This window comes from Gilvibacter sp. (assembly GCF_013214815.1).
Taxonomy (GTDB): Bacteria; Bacteroidota; Bacteroidia; order Flavobacteriales; family Flavobacteriaceae; genus Gilvibacter.
In genome coordinates, this window is the sequence record NZ_JABSPU010000030.1 from 1 (window position 1) to 21,143 (window position 21,143).

At 42.2% G+C, this 21,143-nt stretch carries 23 protein-coding genes and 1 tRNA gene; 4 read left to right on the plus strand and 20 right to left on the minus strand.

Features of this window, described 5'->3' with window-relative positions:
* From HRT75_RS07895 to HRT75_RS07950, 12 genes are all read right to left on the minus strand, one after another.
* A partial coding sequence (locus HRT75_RS07895) for an FAD-dependent oxidoreductase (RefSeq protein WP_291184844.1) occupies window positions 1–856 on the minus strand: 856 nt, incomplete at its 3' end.
* Window positions 857–933: 77 nt separating this feature from the next.
* A complete protein-coding gene (locus HRT75_RS07900) occupies window positions 934–1,173 on the minus strand; it encodes a hypothetical protein (protein WP_291184846.1) in 240 nt (79 codons plus the stop codon).
* A gap of 148 nt (window positions 1,174–1,321) precedes the next feature.
* Window positions 1,322–1,975 (minus strand): helix-turn-helix transcriptional regulator, encoded by a 654-nt coding sequence (locus HRT75_RS07905; protein ID WP_291184847.1) that lies wholly within the window; start codon window positions 1,973–1,975, stop codon window positions 1,322–1,324.
* Between the two features lie 200 nt (window positions 1,976–2,175).
* Window positions 2,176–2,610 carry a hypothetical protein gene (locus tag HRT75_RS07910; RefSeq protein WP_291184849.1) on the minus strand — a complete coding sequence of 145 codons (435 nt, stop codon included), beginning with the start codon at window positions 2,608–2,610 and terminating at the stop codon, window positions 2,176–2,178.
* A gap of 63 nt (window positions 2,611–2,673) precedes the next feature.
* Complete coding sequence (locus HRT75_RS07915) at window positions 2,674–4,227, minus strand: CHASE3 domain-containing protein (RefSeq protein WP_291184851.1); 1,554 nt, start codon at window positions 4,225–4,227, stop codon at window positions 2,674–2,676.
* Window positions 4,228–4,323: 96 nt separating this feature from the next.
* Window positions 4,324–5,361: a serine hydrolase domain-containing protein gene (locus tag HRT75_RS07920; RefSeq protein WP_291184855.1), complete on the minus strand. Its 1,038-nt coding sequence runs from the start codon at window positions 5,359–5,361 to the stop codon at window positions 4,324–4,326.
* A 28-nt stretch (window positions 5,362–5,389) separates the two neighbouring features.
* Window positions 5,390–5,920, minus strand: a complete 531-nt coding sequence (gene mog, locus HRT75_RS07925; RefSeq protein WP_291184858.1) for a molybdopterin adenylyltransferase — start codon at window positions 5,918–5,920, stop codon at window positions 5,390–5,392.
* Between the two features lie 3 nt (window positions 5,921–5,923).
* The gene (locus tag HRT75_RS07930; protein WP_291184861.1) at window positions 5,924–6,613 is read right to left on the minus strand and encodes a hypothetical protein; all 690 of its coding nucleotides are present in this window, start codon (window positions 6,611–6,613) and stop codon (window positions 5,924–5,926) included.
* 326 nt (window positions 6,614–6,939) lie between these two features.
* Window positions 6,940–7,311, minus strand: coding sequence for a hypothetical protein (locus HRT75_RS07935; RefSeq protein WP_291184862.1), 372 nt, complete (start codon window positions 7,309–7,311; stop codon window positions 6,940–6,942).
* A 378-nt stretch (window positions 7,312–7,689) separates the two neighbouring features.
* Window positions 7,690–7,774: transfer RNA gene (locus HRT75_RS07940), tRNA-Ser, on the minus strand.
* Window positions 7,775–7,852: 78 nt separating this feature from the next.
* Entirely contained in the window at window positions 7,853–9,649 is a 1,797-nt protein-coding gene (locus HRT75_RS07945) for a hypothetical protein (RefSeq protein ID WP_291184864.1), read from the minus strand.
* A gap of 3 nt (window positions 9,650–9,652) precedes the next feature.
* Complete coding sequence (locus tag HRT75_RS07950) at window positions 9,653–10,057, minus strand: hypothetical protein (protein WP_291184866.1); 405 nt, start codon at window positions 10,055–10,057, stop codon at window positions 9,653–9,655.
* Window positions 10,058–10,276: 219 nt separating this feature from the next.
* Here HRT75_RS07950 and HRT75_RS07955 point away from each other — a divergent pair, with 219 nt between their 5' ends.
* Window positions 10,277–11,296: a M28 family metallopeptidase gene (locus tag HRT75_RS07955; protein WP_291184868.1), complete on the plus strand. Its 1,020-nt coding sequence runs from the start codon at window positions 10,277–10,279 to the stop codon at window positions 11,294–11,296.
* 51 nt (window positions 11,297–11,347) lie between these two features.
* Here the strand turns inward: HRT75_RS07955 and HRT75_RS07960 are convergent, their stop codons facing one another.
* Together HRT75_RS07960 and HRT75_RS07965 are read right to left on the minus strand one after the other, a co-directional pair.
* Entirely contained in the window at window positions 11,348–12,577 is a 1,230-nt protein-coding gene (locus HRT75_RS07960; RefSeq protein ID WP_291184870.1) for a cytochrome c peroxidase, read from the minus strand.
* A gap of 48 nt (window positions 12,578–12,625) precedes the next feature.
* Window positions 12,626–13,510 (minus strand): Brp/Blh family beta-carotene 15,15'-dioxygenase, encoded by an 885-nt coding sequence (locus tag HRT75_RS07965; protein WP_291184871.1) that lies wholly within the window; start codon window positions 13,508–13,510, stop codon window positions 12,626–12,628.
* A 104-nt stretch (window positions 13,511–13,614) separates the two neighbouring features.
* Between HRT75_RS07965 and HRT75_RS07970 the strand changes: the two genes are divergently transcribed.
* On the plus strand, window positions 13,615–14,346 hold the full coding sequence (locus tag HRT75_RS07970) for a bacteriorhodopsin-like (RefSeq protein ID WP_291184874.1): 732 nt from the start codon (window positions 13,615–13,617) through the stop codon (window positions 14,344–14,346).
* Between the two features lie 74 nt (window positions 14,347–14,420).
* Here HRT75_RS07970 and HRT75_RS07975 read toward each other — a convergent pair whose 3' ends face one another.
* The 5 genes from HRT75_RS07975 to HRT75_RS07995 form a co-directional block, all read right to left on the minus strand.
* Window positions 14,421–15,014, minus strand: a complete 594-nt coding sequence (locus tag HRT75_RS07975; RefSeq protein WP_291184876.1) for an aspartyl/asparaginyl beta-hydroxylase domain-containing protein — start codon at window positions 15,012–15,014, stop codon at window positions 14,421–14,423.
* Window positions 15,015–15,140: 126 nt separating this feature from the next.
* Entirely contained in the window at window positions 15,141–15,899 is a 759-nt protein-coding gene (locus HRT75_RS07980; protein ID WP_291184878.1) for a thioredoxin domain-containing protein, read from the minus strand.
* A gap of 121 nt (window positions 15,900–16,020) precedes the next feature.
* On the minus strand, window positions 16,021–16,446 hold the full coding sequence (locus tag HRT75_RS07985; RefSeq protein ID WP_291184880.1) for a hypothetical protein: 426 nt from the start codon (window positions 16,444–16,446) through the stop codon (window positions 16,021–16,023).
* 76 nt (window positions 16,447–16,522) lie between these two features.
* Window positions 16,523–17,008, minus strand: a complete 486-nt coding sequence (locus HRT75_RS07990; RefSeq protein WP_366665038.1) for a hypothetical protein — start codon at window positions 17,006–17,008, stop codon at window positions 16,523–16,525.
* Window positions 17,009–17,196: 188 nt separating this feature from the next.
* Window positions 17,197–18,246, minus strand: a complete 1,050-nt coding sequence (locus tag HRT75_RS07995) for a M14 family metallopeptidase (RefSeq protein ID WP_291184883.1) — start codon at window positions 18,244–18,246, stop codon at window positions 17,197–17,199.
* A 150-nt stretch (window positions 18,247–18,396) separates the two neighbouring features.
* On the opposite strand from HRT75_RS07995, the gene HRT75_RS08000 reads away from it, so the two are divergent.
* Window positions 18,397–18,822: a hypothetical protein gene (locus tag HRT75_RS08000; RefSeq protein WP_291184885.1), complete on the plus strand. Its 426-nt coding sequence runs from the start codon at window positions 18,397–18,399 to the stop codon at window positions 18,820–18,822.
* A 5-nt stretch (window positions 18,823–18,827) separates the two neighbouring features.
* Window positions 18,828–19,523 (plus strand): helix-hairpin-helix domain-containing protein, encoded by a 696-nt coding sequence (locus HRT75_RS08005; protein WP_291184887.1) that lies wholly within the window; start codon window positions 18,828–18,830, stop codon window positions 19,521–19,523.
* 71 nt (window positions 19,524–19,594) lie between these two features.
* On the opposite strand, the gene HRT75_RS08010 is transcribed toward HRT75_RS08005, so the two are convergent.
* Window positions 19,595–21,031 carry a serine hydrolase gene (locus HRT75_RS08010; RefSeq protein ID WP_291184890.1) on the minus strand — a complete coding sequence of 479 codons (1,437 nt, stop codon included), beginning with the start codon at window positions 21,029–21,031 and terminating at the stop codon, window positions 19,595–19,597.
* Between the last annotated feature and the right edge of the window lie 112 nt (window positions 21,032–21,143).

The window sequence follows — 21,143 nt, forward strand, 5'->3', positions numbered from 1 at the left end:
TGGTATCTTTAGGGATGTTGGTTTGATCCACCTCAAAATAGATACACATACAAGACTTCCAAGCGTTATTGGAAAGTTCCAATCCAGATACCAGAGAAGCTGCATTACTCGCAATGATAACGCCCTTATGCGCCAATTGGTCTCCGGAGCTCAATTCAATATGATCGGTAGTTACGGCTTTAACCTCGGTATTGAATCTGAATTCCGTGTTTTTCAACTTTGCTTTCAATTGTTGGCTGATGGCACCAATGCCTGCCTTAGGTATGGTTGCATAGCCTTCTCCAAACATCTTGTAGACAAACTCAAACATTCTGCTTGAAGTCCGCAGGTCAGGCTCTAGGAAAATCCCCGCAAAGAAGGGTTTAAAAAAACGCGCGATGATCTTGGATGAAAATCCAAAGTCTTGGAGATACTCTAGCGTTGTGTTTTCTGGCGTTGCAAAGATCTCTGCAATTGATTTACGTTTCAAACGCTGATTGAGTTTGAGGATCTTCAGCTTATCTCCCAAAGAACCGATATCTGCAAGCATCGTGGGAATCAGAACTCCTAAATTCCGCAGCGGGTCGCCAATACGGTAGGATTTACCCTCGGCATAGATCATAGCTCCTGATTCCAATTTACGCAGCTTTAAGGCATCCATGTCCAGATACCGCTTAGCCAGCGGATAGGCACTCAGCAGTACTTGGAAACCTAAATCCAAGGGATAGCCCTTTTCATCCAGCGTTTTTACTCTCCCGCCAACGGACTCACTCTTTTCTATGATCACGGGGCTATGGCCAGCTTGTTCTAACTCATACGCAGCGATAAGACCGCTTACCCCTGCTCCAATAATATAAACCGACTGTTTGTCTTCCATCAATTCTAAAAGGTGTTCTGTGCTCTTGTAAATTTACGACTTGATGTGCAGAAGTCCTTAAAATAATTGAACCGCCTTTATTGATTATCCAACTCTTGCATGATCCCTTTAGCTCTCTTGCCTAGAGCTTGAATGATTAGTACAATGGAGAGGATAATGAATCCAAAATTCCAATCAAAATCGTCGCGGTCTGTAAACCACCAAAAAATACAATAGGCAGCTAAGACTACGGTAACCCAAGTAAGGATCTTTACTGTTGTTAGGGTTTTACGAAGTTTCTTTTCGAGCTGCTCTTTGGGTTGGTTTTGTAATTGCATAAGTGAAAATAAGTCTTTTTAAGCGAGAACCCATAGCCTTCTACGGCTTATCCCCCTATTCGACAAAAATTAACAGTAGTCCTGCAAAAACAGTTATGGCTAGTAACAACTTCTAAGAGCAGTAATTTTGAGTAAAGTTAGGGGTTTTCTAGAACCGCAACGCCCGCCCTTGATTTTTAATTCTGAGATCCATGAAGACACAAGCAATTATTATGGCAGCTCCGATTAGGACAAATTCCAACCCGATGGCTTCGGTAACCAAAAGTCCGACCATAAAAGATAGAGCAAAACTTAGACCCAAAGTGGTGTAATATTTCTCGGGAACAAACCGCAACTTTCTTTTCAAGAACTTTTTAAACTTAATTAACTTTTTCTTGTAGAGTTCATTGCTGATCGAGGGAATTTTATCCAGCTCCAGGTAGCGTAAATAACTTTCAACAGCCTCTTGCTGCTTAGGGTTCAAATCCTTGTCTTTTAGGTTTTCCAAAAGGTCTATGAACTTCTCAAAAGTCTTGATCTCTGACTTAACAGAAGTATTTGCTAATTGCTTTTTGAGATAGATTATCGTTGCCTTTAAATCATTTGTTTGGGCGCGTTGGTCATTTCCTAAAAGGGATGTCAAGTCTACATCCAAAGCACTTGCAATGCGTTTCACGGTTTCCCCTGTAGGTTCGGATTCGTTATTCTCTATTCGCTGAATAGTTCTGAGACTTACTTGAGATTCTTCTGCGAGATATTCTTGAGACATTACGCGTGAAGCCCTAAGTTCTTTGAGTTTTTGACCCAATTTGTTTGTTTCCATTTCTGATATAATTTGATGTTTCAGCAAATGTACCTTGGAAGCTTATTCACTGATTACGTCAACTTGCCGTCATCTTTACGACATGAGTATGTCAATGGCTAAACAGCGTATAAAATTAGGGAAATCACCCCACAGATCCGTTTTAAAAATACTCCTCATCGCATTGCTTTTCATGCTGATTGGCATAAAACCAAATCGCTCTATAAATAGTTAAAGAACAACTCCACAGCTAGTCCGAGAATAAAACTTAAAATTACTCCTAGTAAAGAGATTCGTCCCATTTTAAATGTATTGGAAAAGGCCAACCAAAGGGCAACAAAAGCACAAAGTACAAAGACCACCATGGCGTGAGTTGGAACGTTACTGGTAAAAAGTCCCACCGTATTAAAAATTGGGTCTAGCAAGGCTGTAAATCCAAATAAAGCTAGCGTAAAATTTGACTTTTTATGCTTTACAAACAGGTTGTATCCACCATTTAATAACTCAACGCAGATTGCTATGGGGCCAAACTGACTGTAAAATGATTTTTGCAAATAAGCTTCCAAACTCACCGGAAACTGAATTTTAGAGTAAAATAAGACCCCAAATACTAGGGCGATACCCATAAATACCGTAGCTAATATTTTTCTAGTCATTGCGTTTCGATTCTCGTTTATTTAAGGTTCGGGATTTAGCCAATTGCCATCGAGCTTTTCTAATCATTTATCTTTTGGTATCGTAAAATAGAATGTGCTTCCTTTACCTACTTCTGAGGTAAGCCATAATTCTCCACCATGGATTTCCACAACTTTGCGACAATTGGAAAGGCCTATGCCGGTACCTGAGTATTGATCTCTGGTATGTAGTCTTTGGAACACTTCAAAAATTTTATCATAATGCTCTTTTTCAATACCAATTCCGTTATCACTAACCGAAAATTTATAACTATCTTTTAGTTCTTCTGCCGCAATGATAATATGAGGCTTTGTTTTTTCATCGGTGTATTTTATTCCGTTCGTAACCAAGTTTTGAAACAGTTTTATTAAGTCAATCTCATAAGCTTGAATTTTTAAAGGCTTTCCTGTGTATTCGATCTTGGCTTGTTTTTTCTCTAATAAGTCGTGCAGATCGGTCTGCAAATTGGCTATTAATTTTTCAATATCTACTTCAGTCTTTGTTCCTCCCCTGCCTATTCTTGAGTATTCCAATAAGGAGATAATAAAATCTTTCATTCTAAAAGCAGACTCATTGATGATATGAATGCTTTTTTGACCAAGTTCACTCAAATTGCGCTCTTCTTCTTTTAATAAATTCGCAAATGAGATTATGGAGTTGAGTGGTTCTTGTAGATCGTGTGAAGTGATGTAGCTAAAGCGTTGGAGCTCTTTGTTGGCCTCCTCAATGCGCTGATTTGATTCGATTAGACTCTGTTCCGTTTGCGTTCTTAGTTCAATCTCCTTTTTCAAAAGTTCCTTTGAAGCCAAGGTTTCATTGAGCTCAGCCAGCATGGATTCAAAGGAACGAGCCAACTCGCCAATTTCATTTTTGCTATGTACGCCAAACTTGTAGTCCAAGTTGCCCTTTCCTATAATATCGGCGCCACTTTGCAAAGTCTGAATGGGCTTTGTGATTGATCTAGTGATCAATGTGAAAACTGTGATAACAATGATTATGGTAAAAAACAATAGGCCAACAAGGATCGCATTGGTCTCTCTCCTGGTTATTTCTGGTTTTAGACTTCTTATTTCTAAAAGCCTTAATTCTTCATTTTCAATTGCAGCGATTTGGAGTCGCATCTGATCCATAAATAGCTTTCCGGAGTCGTTGTCAACAATCTCTTTGGCAGCTTCAAACCCAATGTTTCTGCGTAGTTCTATGGTGAGCTTTAACTCTTCAATTTTTTTGTCGATGGTTAGTTTAAGTGAATCAATTCTCGGTGTCTGACTCGAATTGTCTATGGTTTTTTCACGTAAAAGCTCCAGTTCATTGTAGATGATCGCTAAACTACTATTGAATGGTTCAAGGTAGGATTCTTTGCCGGTAATGAGGAATCCTCTTTGGCCTGTTTCTAAATCTAATAATCGCGCCTCAATATTCTCCAATTGCGTCAGAACCTCTTGAGTGTGGATGACCCATCCTTCACTTTCAATAATTTTCTTTGAATTGTTGTAAGAGATATAAATAGAGAGGATAACAGAAATGACAACGATTAAAAAGCCCAGGAATATTTGTGAAGAAATACTAAGATTCTGTAAGCTGAGTTTGGTGCTCATTCCTAAAAATTTCTCTTCAAGTTAAGAAATTTAAAATTTTAGGAGTTATTGATGCCTAGGTTATTGTGTTGCTAAGGTCATGGCTAAATGGTAAGATCAGTTGTTCTGTCTTTCGAGAATTTTAACGATTCTGTTATTTATGATCTCTGACAGATTCCAATTGTACAAATCAGGATCTGTTGTATTGTAAAAGGCAATCACAACAGCATCAAGATCTTTATTGTAATTGGCAAAGCTTTGGTATCCCGGCACCCATCCTGCATGTTCAAACTTATAAACGGAAGCGTATATTTCTGCTTCACCTTGTTCAAATAAAGAACCGTCATTTAATGCTCTAATAAAGGTTCCCACGTCTGCAGCTGTGGCGTGCATGCCGTGGTCGTTTTCCTTTAAATCAGAGGAATAACCCACATGATAGCCACTCATCACTCCATCTAAATTAACTTCACTGAGAGAACCAAAAGTGTTGTTGAGGCTTAACGGTTCAAGAACTTCTTTTTGAATGAACTGAAAATTAGGATAACCCAGTGCATCATCCATTATCTTATTGATTAAAAGATAATTGGTATTGCAATACTCATAATCGGCGTCGGGTTCAAAATTTGCCGGCTTATCCAGAATTAAAGCGAGACTTTCTTCAAAAGTTTCTGTAGGAGCTCCCCAAAAATTAGGAGTATCAGTAAAATTGGGAATACCGCTTCTGTGTTGTATCAGCAACCTCAAAGTTATCTTCTCCGCATTTTCAATGCGCCCTTTAATTTCTGGTAAATAATGAGCAATTGTCTGATCCAAATCAAGCTTACCGTCAGCAACCAATTTGGTGACTGCTACGGCATCATAGAGTTTACTAATGCTAGCGATCTTAAACAGGGCATTGGGCTTGGCGGGTATTTTAGCATCTCTGTCATGCCAGCCAGCGGTATAATACTGAGGCGGTTTACCGCCTTGATCCACATAGACAATAATTCCATCAAAACCGTGGCCTATAGCTTGATCCGCCTGTTGCTGAATGGTATCTGGCAGCGGCAATATCCATGCCTTAGCCAAAAGCCAAGGCACAAAGAACAAAGAGATCGCTGTACCGAGCAATAGGACGATTCTTATTATGTTTTTCTTCCGTTTTTTACTCATCATATTTGAATAGTAATTATGCTGATACTGCTCATCGCTTTGGCCTGAAAGGCTTGATCACATTTTCATCGCACTCCAAATACGGCCCATCCATCAAGTCAATACAATAGGGAATGGCCGGGAAAACAGCATCCAGACATTCTCTTATGGACTTTGGTTTACCGGGCAGATTGACAATTAAACTGGTTCCTCTAAGGCCTGCCGTTTGCCTAGAGAGAATTGCCGTTGGCACATACTTCAAGGATTCCATTCGCATGAGTTCTCCAAAACCGGGCATCATTCGGTCACATACCGCTTCTGTAGCCTCTGGGGTCACATCTCTCTTTGCAGGACCTGTACCTCCTGTTGTAATCACTAAACAGCAGTTTTGTTGATCTACCATTTTTTTTATGGTCGACTCAATGACTTCTTTCTCGTCCGGAATAATTTCATAGGACTGTTCCCAATCAGAAGTTAAGTATTCATTCAAAGTGGCTATGATAGCATTTCCGCTAATATCCTCATACAGACCTTGACTCGCTCTGTCGCTAACGGTAATGATTCCAATTTTGGCTGTTGACATGGTTTATTGTATATGCTCTTTAATTAACGCCCTAATCTCTCCTATTTTGACCTTATTGCCTTTAATAGCTCCTTCCCGATCCAGTCTGTTTACTTGTAATCTCCACAAGTAGCTTAGAACCAATTTCTTCTCTTCTTCTTCTAGGTTTATGGGTTGATTAATGCCGATGATATTTCCGCGCGGATCGTAATTAAAATTTGGTGCGATTGATCTGTTTATTTTCTCGAAATAGTTCCTCATGTACTTATTTTCGTCATACTCCTCGGTAAATTTCTGATACAACTTATACCTCACTTCATACAAATCAATTATGGCTTTTCTCAAAGAATCGTTCTCAATGATTTCCAAACCAACAGATTTAAGCGTTTCATAACCCGAGGTATTCTGAATAGTTACTGCATCTCTGGTGAGGTAGAAATAATAGGTAGCCAGGGAATCGTTGTCTACTTCAACATTATTGACAATTTTTCTGAAATAGTCAACCGCTTTGAGATTGTATTGCATGGTAAGTTCGTCGTTGTGCAGATCGATACTGTCCCTTTCCAGCCCGTTGTAAATCTCTGTCAAAATGGTCTTTTCAGTCAATCTTTGATTTTTATTCTGATTCCAACTGTCCAATAAAAACGCAAAGGTTACCGCAAAAAAGACCGATAAGAATTCATAAACGTATTTCTTGATGTTTTTAATTTTCATGCTAATTCTAGATAAGCCATAATTGGTTGTGCCAAATATTAAAAGTTCTGGAAAGAGTCAGCGAGTGACCTTTGATTTGACAGATTATGTTAGATAAAGTTAGCCCTTTCTCGGTAGGAGTGCAAAGGAAGATTAACTACATCATATTCAAAAGCAGTAACGCCAAAAACAAAAGCAACCAAAACAAGCTTATGCCAGACAAACACCCAAAAAAGTAGGTTCTGCTCACCGAAACTATATCATAAAACTGAGGATTAAAAAGTTAGTGACGGAATTCAATAGGCCCGCCTGGCGCATTCGATATTTTATTCTGTAATTACGCATGATCAATCCCAACGTGTATCACAGACGGCTTGTCTGGGTATGAGCTCCAATCCACTGGCTTGGGCTGTATCAAGTTCATCTCGGCGTGCTGCAGCGGCGTCTGCATAGGTATTAAAAGGGCCAACTGCGTTCTTCTTGCTAAAGACTCCAGGCGTGCTCACCTTTTGGGTACACAATAGTATTTGCGAATAGTGAAATCCTTTTTGATCGTAAAAACCACCAAAACTAGTGCGAACATAGAACCAGTACTTTTCATTGCTTTCTTTTGAATTTTCTAAAACTTCTTCTGCATTTAAGGGCTCATTGAAAGCGCTTACAGCAGCAAATAAAGGCAAGACAACCAAGGTCAACAAGAGTTTGTGTTTAGCATTCATAACTGATGGATATACGGATTAAACAATACTGCAATATCCATTGATTTTCGAGCTAAAGGTCTACCCAGTAAAGGGTATTTCAGGAGGAAAGCACAGGGATTGTTTTACGGTGCAAAACATCCCAGAGGGGGTTCCTGAGCAAGCATTGAACCCACAAACGGCACAGCCGTTTGGGTTTTTTAATTACGACCGCTTACAAATGTAAGCTTAGGGACTGCTTCACTTCGTGAAGCATCCGGGAGAGGAATCCTGGGCAAGCATTGAACCCACAAACGGCACAGCCGTTTGGGTTTTTTAATTACGACCGCTTACAAATGCAAGCATTTGCCGCGGCCTTAAATTAAAAAACCCGCAACTCTCGTTGCGGGTTTCCTTTTGCGGAGAAAGAGGGATTCGAACCCCCGGAGGTGTGACCCTCAACAGTTTTCAAGACTGCCGCATTCGACCACTCTGCCATTTCTCCTTAAGCGGTTGCAAATATAATCACTCCTTTGTTTTATAAAAAAGAAAAGTGTTGTTTTTTAAAGATCATTTCAGCAGGCTACTGGGGGCGGTTAATTGGAATACCTGGCAGATTGAATGGTAAGTTCACTCCAAAGGACCAATACGGTACATCCAAGGTCACATTATAATTGATCCCAATGCTCAGTATGTTCTTAAAAGCAGTTAGGACCAAACCGGTCCCAAACTCGGGATCTCCATTGGTATCAAAGTCTGGAGTCGAGATGGATATTCCGATCCCTGGGCTTAAAAAATCGTTATAAAAACGAGAGTTGCGCAAGCCTACTTTGAGCAGCAATCCGGCCGAGGGCGCATACAAGAAGCGACGTTCTTGTAGGGCTTCCACTCCAGAAAGACTGTCGGCATTATAAGGATCTGCCATAATCAGCCCCACATAGGTTCGGGAATAGAATCCCAAGGTCTGCATTTGTAAGAGCCAGGGCTCTAATTTGATCAAATCATAATCATCTGGATTAGTACTAGTCGGGTCCTTCCCTTCTTTAGGAATTCCTAAAAGCAAATTCAACTCCAATCGGTCGCCGTCTTCCCTTTTTCCAGAGCGTTTAAGCTGCAAAAAGCCTTCAGCAGGCAAGTTGTCCACGGTAAAGCGTTTCACCTCTTTTCCAAGCTCTAAATTGTCTTGATAGCGAACTTGATGACCTTTGAGTATCCCCACTAATTGGTCAAAAGCAGCACCAAAATTGCTGAGTTTCTTAATACAGTCTTTCACTTCATCAGTGAGTGCATCTGCCTCTGCCTGTATCCCAGCAATCACTTGAATCAAGGCATCAAAATCTGTAAACACATTTTTAATCGATTCCGCCTGCTTTTTAACTTGATCTATCAGGCCGTAAATCTCAAATACCGTATCCACACTTAAACCAGAGACTGTGGTTTTTACTGTTTCAATAAGCCCTACGATCTGTTCATATTGAGCAATGAGCTCCTGTGCCTTGTCCTTTACCGCAGTACTCAAACGGCTAGAGACCGTTCCGTCTGTGAGAAAGGCTGTGATATTAGCTTTGGCCTCTTGGGCACATTTTAGATCCGGCAAGGCCGCTAGAAACTTTGTTTTTAGTTCCTCAAATAGATCTGCACGCCGCTCATTATTGGCTTGAGCTTGGGCTTGTATTTCTTTCAAGCTTTGTAACTGATCTGCAGATAAGGTAGTAACCCAACGCGGCACCTCATAAAACTCTTGCAAAGCATAATTGTCAAAATTCTCAATATGTACACGTCCTGCTTTGCCAAATTCTGTTTGTAAATAGGCCGTCATGCTTACAAAATACGAGGTGTTCGGCTGCTTTGCGAGTTCAGTCTTCAAACTGCTCAACTCCTCATTGAGGTGGGTAAACACATAGTATTCCTTGGAGACCTTCTGACCAGCAACGAATGTGTTCACGTCATTACTGAAATACTGGTTTAGAAGACTTGCAGTTTCTTTATAAATCTGGGAGTTAGTTCCCTGCCTGCCTAAATAATTGTAAAAACCTGTAAGACCTGCGTATAATTCATCCATAGTTTCAGCATCATCTAGATTGCCTTCCATGGCCGTGAGTACTTGATCTTGAAAATTAAGCGCGGCTTCAAACTGATCAATTTGTGTTTGCAAATCAAAACTGCCCTGCAAGTCTGGAATATTGTCAACGATCTTTGCCTTTAAAGCCTCTTTGTCAATGGTTAAAGTCAACTCAGAATTAATATCAACCACCTGTTCCCCGCTACGCGGAATGTCAGTGATCTTCTTTCCTGATTTTTCTGTAATAGTAATAATGGACTGTTGTGCGCTTGTCGTGAGGGTAAAGGCAAGCAGCAAAAGGGTGAGTAAAATTCTCATGATTTAAAGGGATTGCGATTCGGCTTCTATGTATAGTTGTTCTACGCGGATGTAATCCATAACACCATTTTTGTGAATACGGCTTTGCGCTTTGCGCGGCGAGAGGGTCAAACAAAAACATTTGATCTCTTCATAAGGCGTATCGTCTTTAATGATCTCTGCGGCATGTAAATAGGGCTCCAGTTCTTCTTTGAGTACCGTGTGATTCTTCACCCACATCACCTTACGGGTAAAGCCTCCCGGTGAAGTTGGAGCTAGATTATCGGCAATTTGAACACCGTCTTGTGTCGCCTTGGAATCCCCCAAAACGATCATTAATATACATTTCTGGTTTTTTAATCCTTGATAGAGTGCTTGAGCTTTGGGGAGGTCATCAAGTGGAATTTCGGTAGTATGTTGAAGTGCCATGGCAGTGCGTTTAGTTGACTTAAAGATAGCAGGAGCTCAGCAAATATTCCTCGCCATTAACGGGTATTTTTACAAATCAGGGGTTTTCCCCTACTCTACTTAGGGTTTGGTTTTCACAAAAATTTCACAGAAAAAATTTGGGGATTGCTTTATCTTTACTCGGTTTTTAGTCCTGCGGATTGACGCAGCGCAAATCACTTCAACAATAAAAATCGGAACATGAAGTATACTTTAATGGCCTTAATGACGGCCTTCATCATTAGCTGCGGACCAGCTCAGAACAACAAGAAAGTTGTAAAGACCAACTTAGATTACGCAGCCACGATAACAGTAGATGAGCTTAAACCTATGGTTTATGCATTTTCTAGTGATGAGATGGAGGGGCGTATGACCGGTTCCGAAGGACAGGAAAGAGCTGCTCAATATCTTATTGATTTTTACAAGGCAGAAGGAATTGCTGGGGGCGTTGCAACAGACAATTACAGACAAACCGTCCCTGCGGAGTATTTTACTCGAGCGAGAGATCCAAAGCCATCTGACAATATTATGGCCTTTATTAAAGGTTCAGAATTTCCAGACGAGGTAATCGTACTTTCCGCACACTACGATCACATCGGAATGGATAAAAAGGGAAATGTATTCAATGGCGCTGATGACGATGGCACGGGAAATATGGCTTTGTTGCAAATGGCTCAAGCCTTTCAGCAAGCGGTAAAAGAGGGTAACGGTCCAAGACGCTCTATTTTGTTCCTTCATGTTACCGGAGAGGAAATTGGCCTTTACGGTTCCCGTTATTACACAGACAATCCTATTTATCCTTTAGAAAACACGGTTTGTAACCTTAATACTGATATGATCGGACGAGTTACTCCTGACAAAAGAGGTGGTGGTGAAAACTATATCTACCTTATTGGTAGTGACCGACTCAGCCAAGAACTTCACGACGTTTCAGAAATGGTGAACAATACGTATGTGAATCTGGATATCGATTATACCTTTAATGAGGAGAATGATCCAAACCGATTCTATTTCCGTTCAGACCACTACAACTTTGCGAAGAATGAAGTACCTGTAATCTTTTACTTTAACGGTGTCCATGAGGACTATCACAAGATCACCGATACTGCAGACAAGATCAATTATGAACTATTTGCAAAACGTACTAAGTTGATCTTCCTTACCGCTTGGGAGGTTGCCAACCGCGACGGACGCATTACTGCGGACAAGGTAAAGCCATAAAGGCAAACGAGACTTGAAAAGAAAACCGGCTTAGCGCCGGTTTTTTTTGTTTTATAGAAAAGGGTCCGACCATTTTGTGTCGGTATAGACCGCACTGCCTGAGAGCGTTTCTAGAAAGGCAATTAATGCATCGATCTCTGCAGTGGTCATGTTCAAGCGCTGCGGATTTCCACCTGGCCTGAGACGCGGATCCAAATTGGCGTTGAGCTCAATACCGTTATTATAGTGTTCCACCACAGCTGCCAAAGAACTGGCAGATCCATCGTGGAAGAAGGGTCCATTGTTTTGTATATCGTGTAAACTTGGGGAACGCGTGTTGGTCAAATCAGTAGCACCCGGATCGCTCAACACGCCAATAACACCATTGTTCAAACTAGCCGGATCTATACTAAAGGTCGGTGCGCGGTGACAACCTGCACAACCTACGCCTCCACCAATGCGTTCTCCAGCTCCGTTAAAATCAGGAGGCGCCAAGAACAATTGCTTGCCTTGATTTTCCTGCGCACTAAAATTCGCGAAAGGCGCACCATCATTGGGTGCAGTGGCTCGGCCTTCATCAAAGCGCGAATCAAAGGATTGAATGCTGCTTATAAATTGTCCCAAGGCCTGCTGCATACGCACTTCTGTAATAGAATCATCTCCAAAAGCAGCCGTAAAGAGCAGCGGATAGTACTCAATATCCTGTATACGCGCTAAAAGATCATCAAAGTCTGGAGCTCCGGCTTCTCCAGAAAAGCCCATCTCGTTGTGATCCCTAATGGGTTGGGTACTCTGGTCTTCTAAAGACAAGGCGCGCTCGTCCCAAAAGAATCGACCTTCATTAGAAAATCTAGAATTGATGAGTCGCATGGAATGTCTTCCTGTACTGCCATTAACACCAGTACTAGCCAAAGCCAGATCAGAAAAGCCATTTTCTTGTCGGTGGCAACTTGCACAAGCTAAGGTATTATTGGATGAAAGATTGGTGTCATAAAATAAGACACGCCCAAGTGTAGCACCGGCATCTGTAATATAATCCGGGCCTGTCTGATCCAGATCAATAAAGTCAGGCACCTCCTGATTGGTGTAGTTTGCCAGGTTGTCCAGATCAATAGAGCCATCGAAGTAAAGGCTCAGATCAACGGTGTCGTCACCGCCAGCGTCTGTGTCGCCTCCGGATTGATTGTCATTGTCGTTTTGGGTATCGCCATCGTCAGGATCATCCGAGTAGGAATCGTCATTGGAACAGGCAAATAATAAAAAGCAGCCCATCACAAGGGCCATCTTGGGGAATATACGCATTGTTCAGTAGTTTGTACTTGGACTACAAAATACCAAAAGGGTTTAATTCTAATTTTGCTGATCGAACATTCTAGAGATGATCACCGTATGGGCAAAGGTTATAGCGCCTAAAAAAGAAAAGAAAATGGTCAAAAAGGATTGGTTCCCCGTTTCCATCAGCTTAAAGAAAACTAACAATCCTACCATAGAGATTAACCAAACCCAAACCGCACCGCGTAAATACTTTAAAACACTCCTCTTGTTCACCTTACCGTAGAGATAATGCACTTGCTCCTTTATAGAAGGCACACTGTGCCAAAAGATAAAATAAATGGTAAAGGCCCAAACCAAAGACGCCCAATAGAACAAAATGGTAAAAACAACCAATAAAAGCAACTCTTGGGCCAACTTTGCGGGTGCTATCTTTTGTTGGTAGGTATACATAATAAGTAATAGACCAAAAACACCTCCCGACCCAATTAGCCCATAAACAAACCACTGAATAGGAACGGCAAATCCGGTTAATTGTTCAATGACCGCTATAGTGTCTTCTGGGTTTAAGTAAAACAGCAAGAATAGAATTCCGAGGCCGTAAGCAGCGTAAAACATTTTATTCCAGGCACTTCTGCCAAAAAACTCATCCCAGTGTTGTTCTCCAAAATGATATCCACTCACGATAATAAATAGACTCAAGGCAATTACCGGCAACCAAAAAAACAAGGCAAAGGCAGTGAATACAACCAATAGATACAATCCCAGCTGGGTGAAAAAAGTAGCTCTTTTTGTCTTGAAAAAGGTCTTGTTTAAAAGCTGTAAATCATTCGACCCGTGTATTAAACCTACAGAAAAAAGGAGTGAAAATGCTAAAATTGACTGTGGCCCCGCAGCAAAATAGTTGGTAAGCCATAAGCTGAAAAACGTAATAATAATCAGTATTTCGCGGGTTTTTACCACAATTTTCGTTTAACTACTGTGTTAAATTATTAAACAAAATAACCATTTTTTGTTTAATTATTCGTAATTTTAATTCAACAAATTTATTAATAATTCATACGTATATGGAAAATTTTGCTAACCTTATTTCACTGGTACCTAAATTGGCGCCAGACGATTACGTAGGCTTCACCTTCTTTGTAGGGTGTATGGCCATGATGGCAGCTTCTGCCTTCTTCTTTTTATCAATGGGCAGTTTTGACCGCAAATGGAGAACTTCGATTCTAGTTTCTGGTTTAATCACGTTCATTGCTGCAGTACACTATTGGTACATGCGTGACTATTGGGCAACCAATATGGAGTCGCCAACTTTCTTCCGTTATGTGGACTGGATCCTAACTGTACCACTCATGTGTGTGGAGTTCTACCTAATATTAAAGGTAGCAGGAGCCAAGAAATCCCTAATGTGGAAATTGATCCTATTATCTGTAGTGATGCTTGTCACAGGATACTGGGGAGAAGGAGTGGATAGAGACAACGCTTGGTTGTGGGGTCTTGTATCTGGTATTGCTTACTTTGTTATTGTTTACGAGATCTGGCTGGGTGGAGCTGCAAAGCTTGCCAAAGCTGCCGGAGGATCCGTTGCAAGTTCACACAAAATCCTTTGCTGGTTCGTATTGGTAGGATGGGCTATCTACCCTATCGGATACATGGCCGGTACACCAGGATGGTATGAAGGAATCTTTGGTGGATTGAGCATGGACGTATTCTACAACATTGCAGATGCGATCAACAAGATCGGGTTCGGTTTGGTTATCTATAACCTAGCTGTACAACAAACTTCGACTGCCGAATAGTATAACCCACTTATGTTGTAATGCCTATTTGGCATTTGAAAAACCCTCCGAGCTATCGCGGAGGGTTTTTTGATCTATTGATGTTTTTCTAATTGGTCTCTAAACCAATCGTTAGGAATGATATCAATGGTGAGATTCACGCGTTCTTCTGAACTGGTATTGATGATGCGATGCGGATCCGTTAAACGCAAATACCAGCACTCCCCGGGTTTCATAGTAAGTAAGCTGTCATTGAGGTAAAACTCCACTCCGGGCGCATTGTATACCGGAATGGTTAAACGCACCATGGAACGCTCAATTTCAATTCCAAGTGTGGGGTCTGTATGCTCTTTAACCACGGCTCCAGGCGCCAATCGAAGCAAGCGCACTAAATTGACCGTAGTATGCGCTTGAAACTGCTCCACGATGGATTTGGTATAAGGAGAGGATTCTAACTCGGGATTGTTCAACCAATCACACCAGGTTCCATCCGCATAGTCTTCCGCCGGCGGTGGAAACGGCAGAGAGCGATCCACCAAATGTGCCGGAGAACGCATCGGCACCACATCATAATACTCAAATTGATTGCGTTGTAAGGCTTTGAATTCCTCATAGATCTTTGCTGCATCAAAATGAAATGGCAGTTGAATGCGATCTTTATAAACAGGTGTAGCGGTTGTGGACATCATGAATCGTTTGGTATTTTAAAGATATAAAATACCATTGCTAGCACAAGTGAAAGCCCCTAAAACAGGGGTTTATACCTACAAAAAAACCACCGCTAAGGGTGGTTTTTGAATTTTATTTAAGATGGATCACATCCTATCAATGATATTGTCGATAAGCTCCGTAGTAGTCGTATAGTCCATACCACTTTGCTTGGCCAGTGTAATAGCGCGTTTAGCTTCTTTCAATGCTCTGGTATAGTTCCCGGTTTTATAGAGCAAAGCTGCTAAAGTGTCTACATTGAAATAGTTCTCATCCAATTCAATGGATTGATTCGCAATATCAATAGCCTTTAAAAGTACGGTCACATCATTATGCTCCAAATACGCATGCCATGCCAACTCGTTCAAAGCGCTCCAATCTCCGGACAAACTGCGGATCTTCGTCGAGCTGAACTCGTCTGAATCCCCGTGATAATAATCCGGATCAAAATCATCGACGACAGAAGTGATCGGCGCGTTGCCTGAGCCACCACTTCCTCCGGTATACTGTAAAATTTTGGCTCTCATGTCTTCATAGGACATAGCGCCCTCTACCCATTCCAGATTCTCCTCGTTCTTAATGAATATATAGGTCGGAATGGATTCTACCTCCAAGACATCATCGGCTTCATTCTTATCCACGTCCATCTTGTAAAAGTCCACATTAGGGAATTCATCTTCTAGGCGTGCAATGATGGGCTCCATTCTTTTACAGGGCGCACACCAAGTGGCGTAAAAGTCCATTATAATAAGACGGTCGTTCTTGACAAGCAGCCTCTCTTCTATTTCAAAGTCGCTGATTTCTGTTTGGGCAAAGGCGGAGGTCAATCCAAAAAGTACCAAAAAGGCGGTGCAAAAATTTCTCATGATTCTATTATTTGAAAGCAAATTACGGCCTAATAACAGCCGCAATCCATACCCAATAACGGGTATTATAACAAAAAATGCAAGCCGTTGAGAGCTTGCGTTTTATAAAGTTTTAAACAGCCTAGTAGTGTCCTGGAGGATGACCTTGTTGTCCAATATTGATCACTTCAATATCGTAATTCGGTGTTCCGTCTTCTTTCACCGGGGCAATGAAGGCCGTATTCTTACCATTCTCATATTGTGAAAGGTAAACACGGATCTTACTCACATCCTCCCCTTGAGATTTGCGGTACTCAATATGCTCAATGAATTGCTTTACCTGCTCATAGTCAAAAGTAAAGTCAGAAGGCGCTTCAGGGAACTCTTCCAAAAACAAGTTACGGTGTAAACGGGCGTTATCTAAAGAAATAGAACTGGCAGGAGCGGCTACAGGGACCACAGTTTCAATGGTTGGTGTTGTGGGTTCATCTGCAGTGGTGAAACCATAAACGGCAACCCCTAAGGCGACTACCCCCACTGCTAAAAGGGACTTTTTAAGATTTTTCATAATACGTTGTTGGTTTAATTGTTATTAAAGTTAGCGAAACAATCGGAATATGCATTGAAAGTAAACTCCTAAGGACCTATTCATTAATCGGGGAGATCATTATATGTGCCCTATGCGTCCCAGGATTCATGATCCAAGGATGATTGGCCGCTCCAGGCGATTCCGGCAAGCCATTGGACTGGGCAGTTGCAAAGGGCATATACACTACATAACGCAGTTTTGCGCCTTCCACGGCTCCGCTCTGTGGGTCGTAATTGGTACTCGGACCAAAATATATGTGCAAGGTAGCTCCGGTGGGGATGGGCAGGGTTCCTGCTTTTGCTTCCGCCTCACGCATGGCAAAGACCTCATCCGGACTCTTGCCTTCAGCACGTAGTTCTCTTCCACGAGCCATAAAAGGTTCTAGATCCTTGTGGTAACAGGTCGCATTAAAGCCTTTACGGCTGCTATCGTCTACCAAAACAATGAATTCATTAGTGCCTTCACGCAGGGTCACAAATTCCCCAGCGGTATTGTAACCAATGACCTTGGCGCCCGCCCTACCCGCTTCCGGCGCAGCCATCAATGCAGTCTGAATCAAGGCTTCATCAGTCTCAATAGGAAGATATGAAACCGTTGATACACCTGTACTGTCAGCAGCTGCAGTTAGGTCTTCTGAGGTTTTTTGTTCCGCAGGAGTATTACAAGAAAACGCAAAGGCAAGTACGGCGGCAAATAGGGTTAGTGTTAGTTTTCTGATGACGATGGTATTTAGTTCTTCAAAGTTTTAGTGCTGATGCACATCACAGTGTCCTCCACATTAATGGGTGGCGTGGCCAGCATATACAGCACAGTTCCTGCTTTTGGAGCGTGATAGGTTTCCAATCGACGGCCAAAGGCATCAGTGGTATAACCGACCTCCTGGCCTTCTAGTACTCGATCTCCAGCCTTGAGATCGCTGTAAAAAATACCTTGTACCGTGGAGTCGATATAGATCTGATCGGCTAAAAGCTTTAGCTCGGGATGCGGACCGCTTCCCTCAGCATACATTCCCATAAGATCCAACATATTGTAAACGCCGGTTTTAACTAGATCCACTGCCTCTTTCTCTACCAACCCCAATCGGCCTGATTCAATGCTCAAAGCTGTTTTGCCATCTTGAGCCGCCTGTTTGAAGGCGTATTTGGCAGGCTCTTCATAGTCGATATTAAAAGGACAAGCCACAGAGTACTCAAATCCGCTACCGTCAGAAAGGCGTTTGGCCAAGCCGGTCTGCTGCGGCCGATTCTCATCCACATAATAACACACAAAGGGCAAAAGATCCTCTGGAGCATCTCCACAGTGAATGTCTAGAAAAAAATCAGACACCGGAATAATATTTTCAGTTACAGAGTGCGCTATGCGCTGGGTAATGCTGCCGTTGGCATCTCCGGGAAATGCATTGTTGAGATTGACTCCATCAACCGGATTGATATAGGCCTCACGCCCGTAAAAGGCGCCGTCATTGAGAAGCGGTAAGATGACCAAGGTACCTTTAAGCTGCCCAGGATCAATTTCATCCAACAGCTGCTGAGTAGCAATAATTGGGGCGTATTCAGAACCGTGTACTCCAGCGAGCCAAGTAAAGGTTGGGCCAGGCTCTGCTCCTTTTAAGATCACTATGGGCAGCATTGATTTATTCCCCTGTCCATCCTCAAGAGCCACGGACATATTGGTTCGGGAATCTGGCAGAGCATCGCGAAAGGCCCGTTGAGATTCAGTTTGCGCATTTGCACCAATGAGTGTTAGAAAACAAATTAATACACTGAAAAATTTGGTCATTGCGCTTGGATTGGAATCTCGATTGAAATTACGAAAATATTGGTAAGGCCTCACTAAACCTCGATTAAGACCAAGACAACAATTTCTTTATTTAGAATTCTTCTAAATAATTTTTTTAAGCCGATGGACCGTTGTACTTTTGTCTGGCTTATGACAGCAGCACCCCACAGATCCGTTTTAAGAATACTCCTCATCGCTTTGCTTTTCATGTTGATTGGTACTGGGCTTGAGCTGTATTTGTTGGATCATTATGAAGATGCTTGGCAATTGATTCCTCTGATCTGTATTGGAGCTGCTCTTGTAGCAATGGTTTGGGTAATCAGCAAACCCTCCGCGCTTTCCCTGCGTATCTTTAAGGGAATCCTCGGGCTCTCCGCGCTAAGCGGTTTGGTGGGTGTTTACCTGCACCTAAAAGCCAATTACGAATTTGAATTAGAAATCAAACCTGGCGCTCAAGGTTGGGATCTCTTTACAGAAAGTCTGTCGGGCGCACTGCCTGCTTTGGCCCCTGGGAGTATGATCGCCTTGGCACTAATTGGATATACTTACACCCTTTTAATAAAACAACAAACATGAAAACAATGAGCAAATTACTTTTTGCAGCCCTTGTTGCCTCACTAGCATTCACGGCTTGCAAATCGGAGAAAGAAGCAGAAACTGCAGAAGAAACCACCACTACGGAGCAAACCGAAACCAAATCCGCAGAAACCGTAGTAGAAGGTGTTGAGATCCCAGTAACGGTTCTCAATGCAAACCTAGCCACGGAAGACAATCTTAAGGCCGTTGGGATGAGCGATGAGATGATCGCCAAGGTTATTGAAGCACAGCCTTTTTTAAGCATGAATGACTTTGATGCACTCTTGGGAGACACTGCAAACAAGGAGGAGCTGTACAAAGCCATCTTTGTGCCTTTCAACTTGAATACTACGGCCGAGGCTGATTTTAAGATGATCCCAGGTGTAGGAGACAAAATGGCTCATGAGTTTGAAGAATACAGACCGTATACCTCTGTGGCGCAGTTCCGCAAGGAGATCGGGAAATATGTAGATGAGGCGCAGGTGGAATACTACTTGAACTACGTTTTTGTTCCTGTGGAGCTCAACACTGCCTCCAACGAAGATATTAAAGCGCTTCCTGGAGTTGGAGACCGTATGACCCATGAATTTGAAGAGTACCGTCCGTATACCTCTATGGAGCAATTTAGAAAGGAAATTGGCAAATACGTTGATGACAAGGAGCTAGCGCGTTTAGAGCGTTTGGTGTACTTGAAGCAATAATGCCAAAATCACGACCATTAAAAAACCCTCGGTGAAAGCCGAGGGTTTTTGTTTTATATATATTGTTACGTCTATTTTTTAACGATCAAGTGATTGCGACCATTGACGCGAACCACATAGATTCCCTCGGGTAGAGCGGCTAATGATATGTTCCCCTTCTCTACGCTAAATACCTCAGCATTTAAGCGTCTGCCGTCTATGGAGTAAATATTTACCTCACAATTTTCAAGCTGTTCACACTCGGGCAAGAACAATACATCCTGAGTTGGATTGGGAAAGGGTTTTAAAAACGCTATAGCCTGCTCTGTTGTGGATAAGGTATTGCATTGCGCAATATCAGCGTAATCTTCTATGGCTTGAAAAACCTCTTGCTCCACAGTATAAAAAGCAGAGGTGTCATTAGTAGCATATCCATTACCCACGCCATTGGTCAAGAAAATAAATCCAGCTTTCCGTTCTGCATCAAAGAACGCATCGCTCACCAAGCCATAGGCCTCACCCGCATGCCCTACCATAGCATCACTATTCGGCAAGGCGATATCGGCTCCAGGTGTGGCAGTGATTCTGTGTACCCCTCGTCCCCAACTTAAAAATAAACCGCCAAGTGTATTTCCATTGCTTCCATCAAAAGTCCACTGTTCTGCCAACAAAGCTTCACAAGATTCTGGAGACAAGAGCGTCACACCTTCAAAACTGCCTTGATTCATGAGCAGTAAAAACAACTTTGCCAAGTCTTTAGCAGAAGAACGAAATCCGCCCTGAGGACCAAATCGTCCTCCGTTGGTGCCTGGAATATATCCTTCAAGATTGGTAAACTCAGGTTGTACTCCCAAAAAATTGTCTTGTTGAGGAGTCCATACCCCTCCGGGTTTTCTATACAGTACCGCTACTTGATCAATATTCAGTAGGTCGTTCACATTAAAGGAAGCATCTAGTTCTAAAGGATCACTGATGAACTGCTTCACATAAGCATCAAATCTCAGTCCGCTAATTTGTTCCACCACAGTTCCTAAGATCACAAAATTGACGTTGGAATAGTTAAAGTAAGTTCCGGGTTCAATAGTGTTGAACTGACTACTGCTGTAGTAGCCTCCTGTAGGAGTAAGCAGCTCACTGAGGCTGGGAATAGGATTATCATTGACCGTGGCGCCTAAGAAATCTGCATAGGTACTGCCATCAATAATTGATGATCTGTGGGAGAGCAGCATATCAATGGTAATGACCGAATCCGGGAAAAAAGGATTGACCACCGAGTACCCTAAAACACTACTTAGCGAATCGTCGAGGCTAAGCAGTCCTTGCTCCACCAATTGCATCACAGCTATTGCCGTTACTGTCTTAGAAATGCTCGCGATGCGATATTTGGTGTCTATAGTGATCGGGATACCTCGAGCAAAATCCGCCATACCTACAGTTACTTCTGCAATTATTCCATCTTCACAATAAACAACCAGCGATCCTCCCATCATATCATTACTGGCAGCAATATCTGCGAATGCCTCCTCCAAGGTTTGTGAAAGGATATGACTTGTAAAAAAAAGAAGAAACGTTAAAAGGAATAAAGCTTTATTGGATGGCATAGCGCACTTTTCTGTTATAAATATAGAGCATTTATCCCTT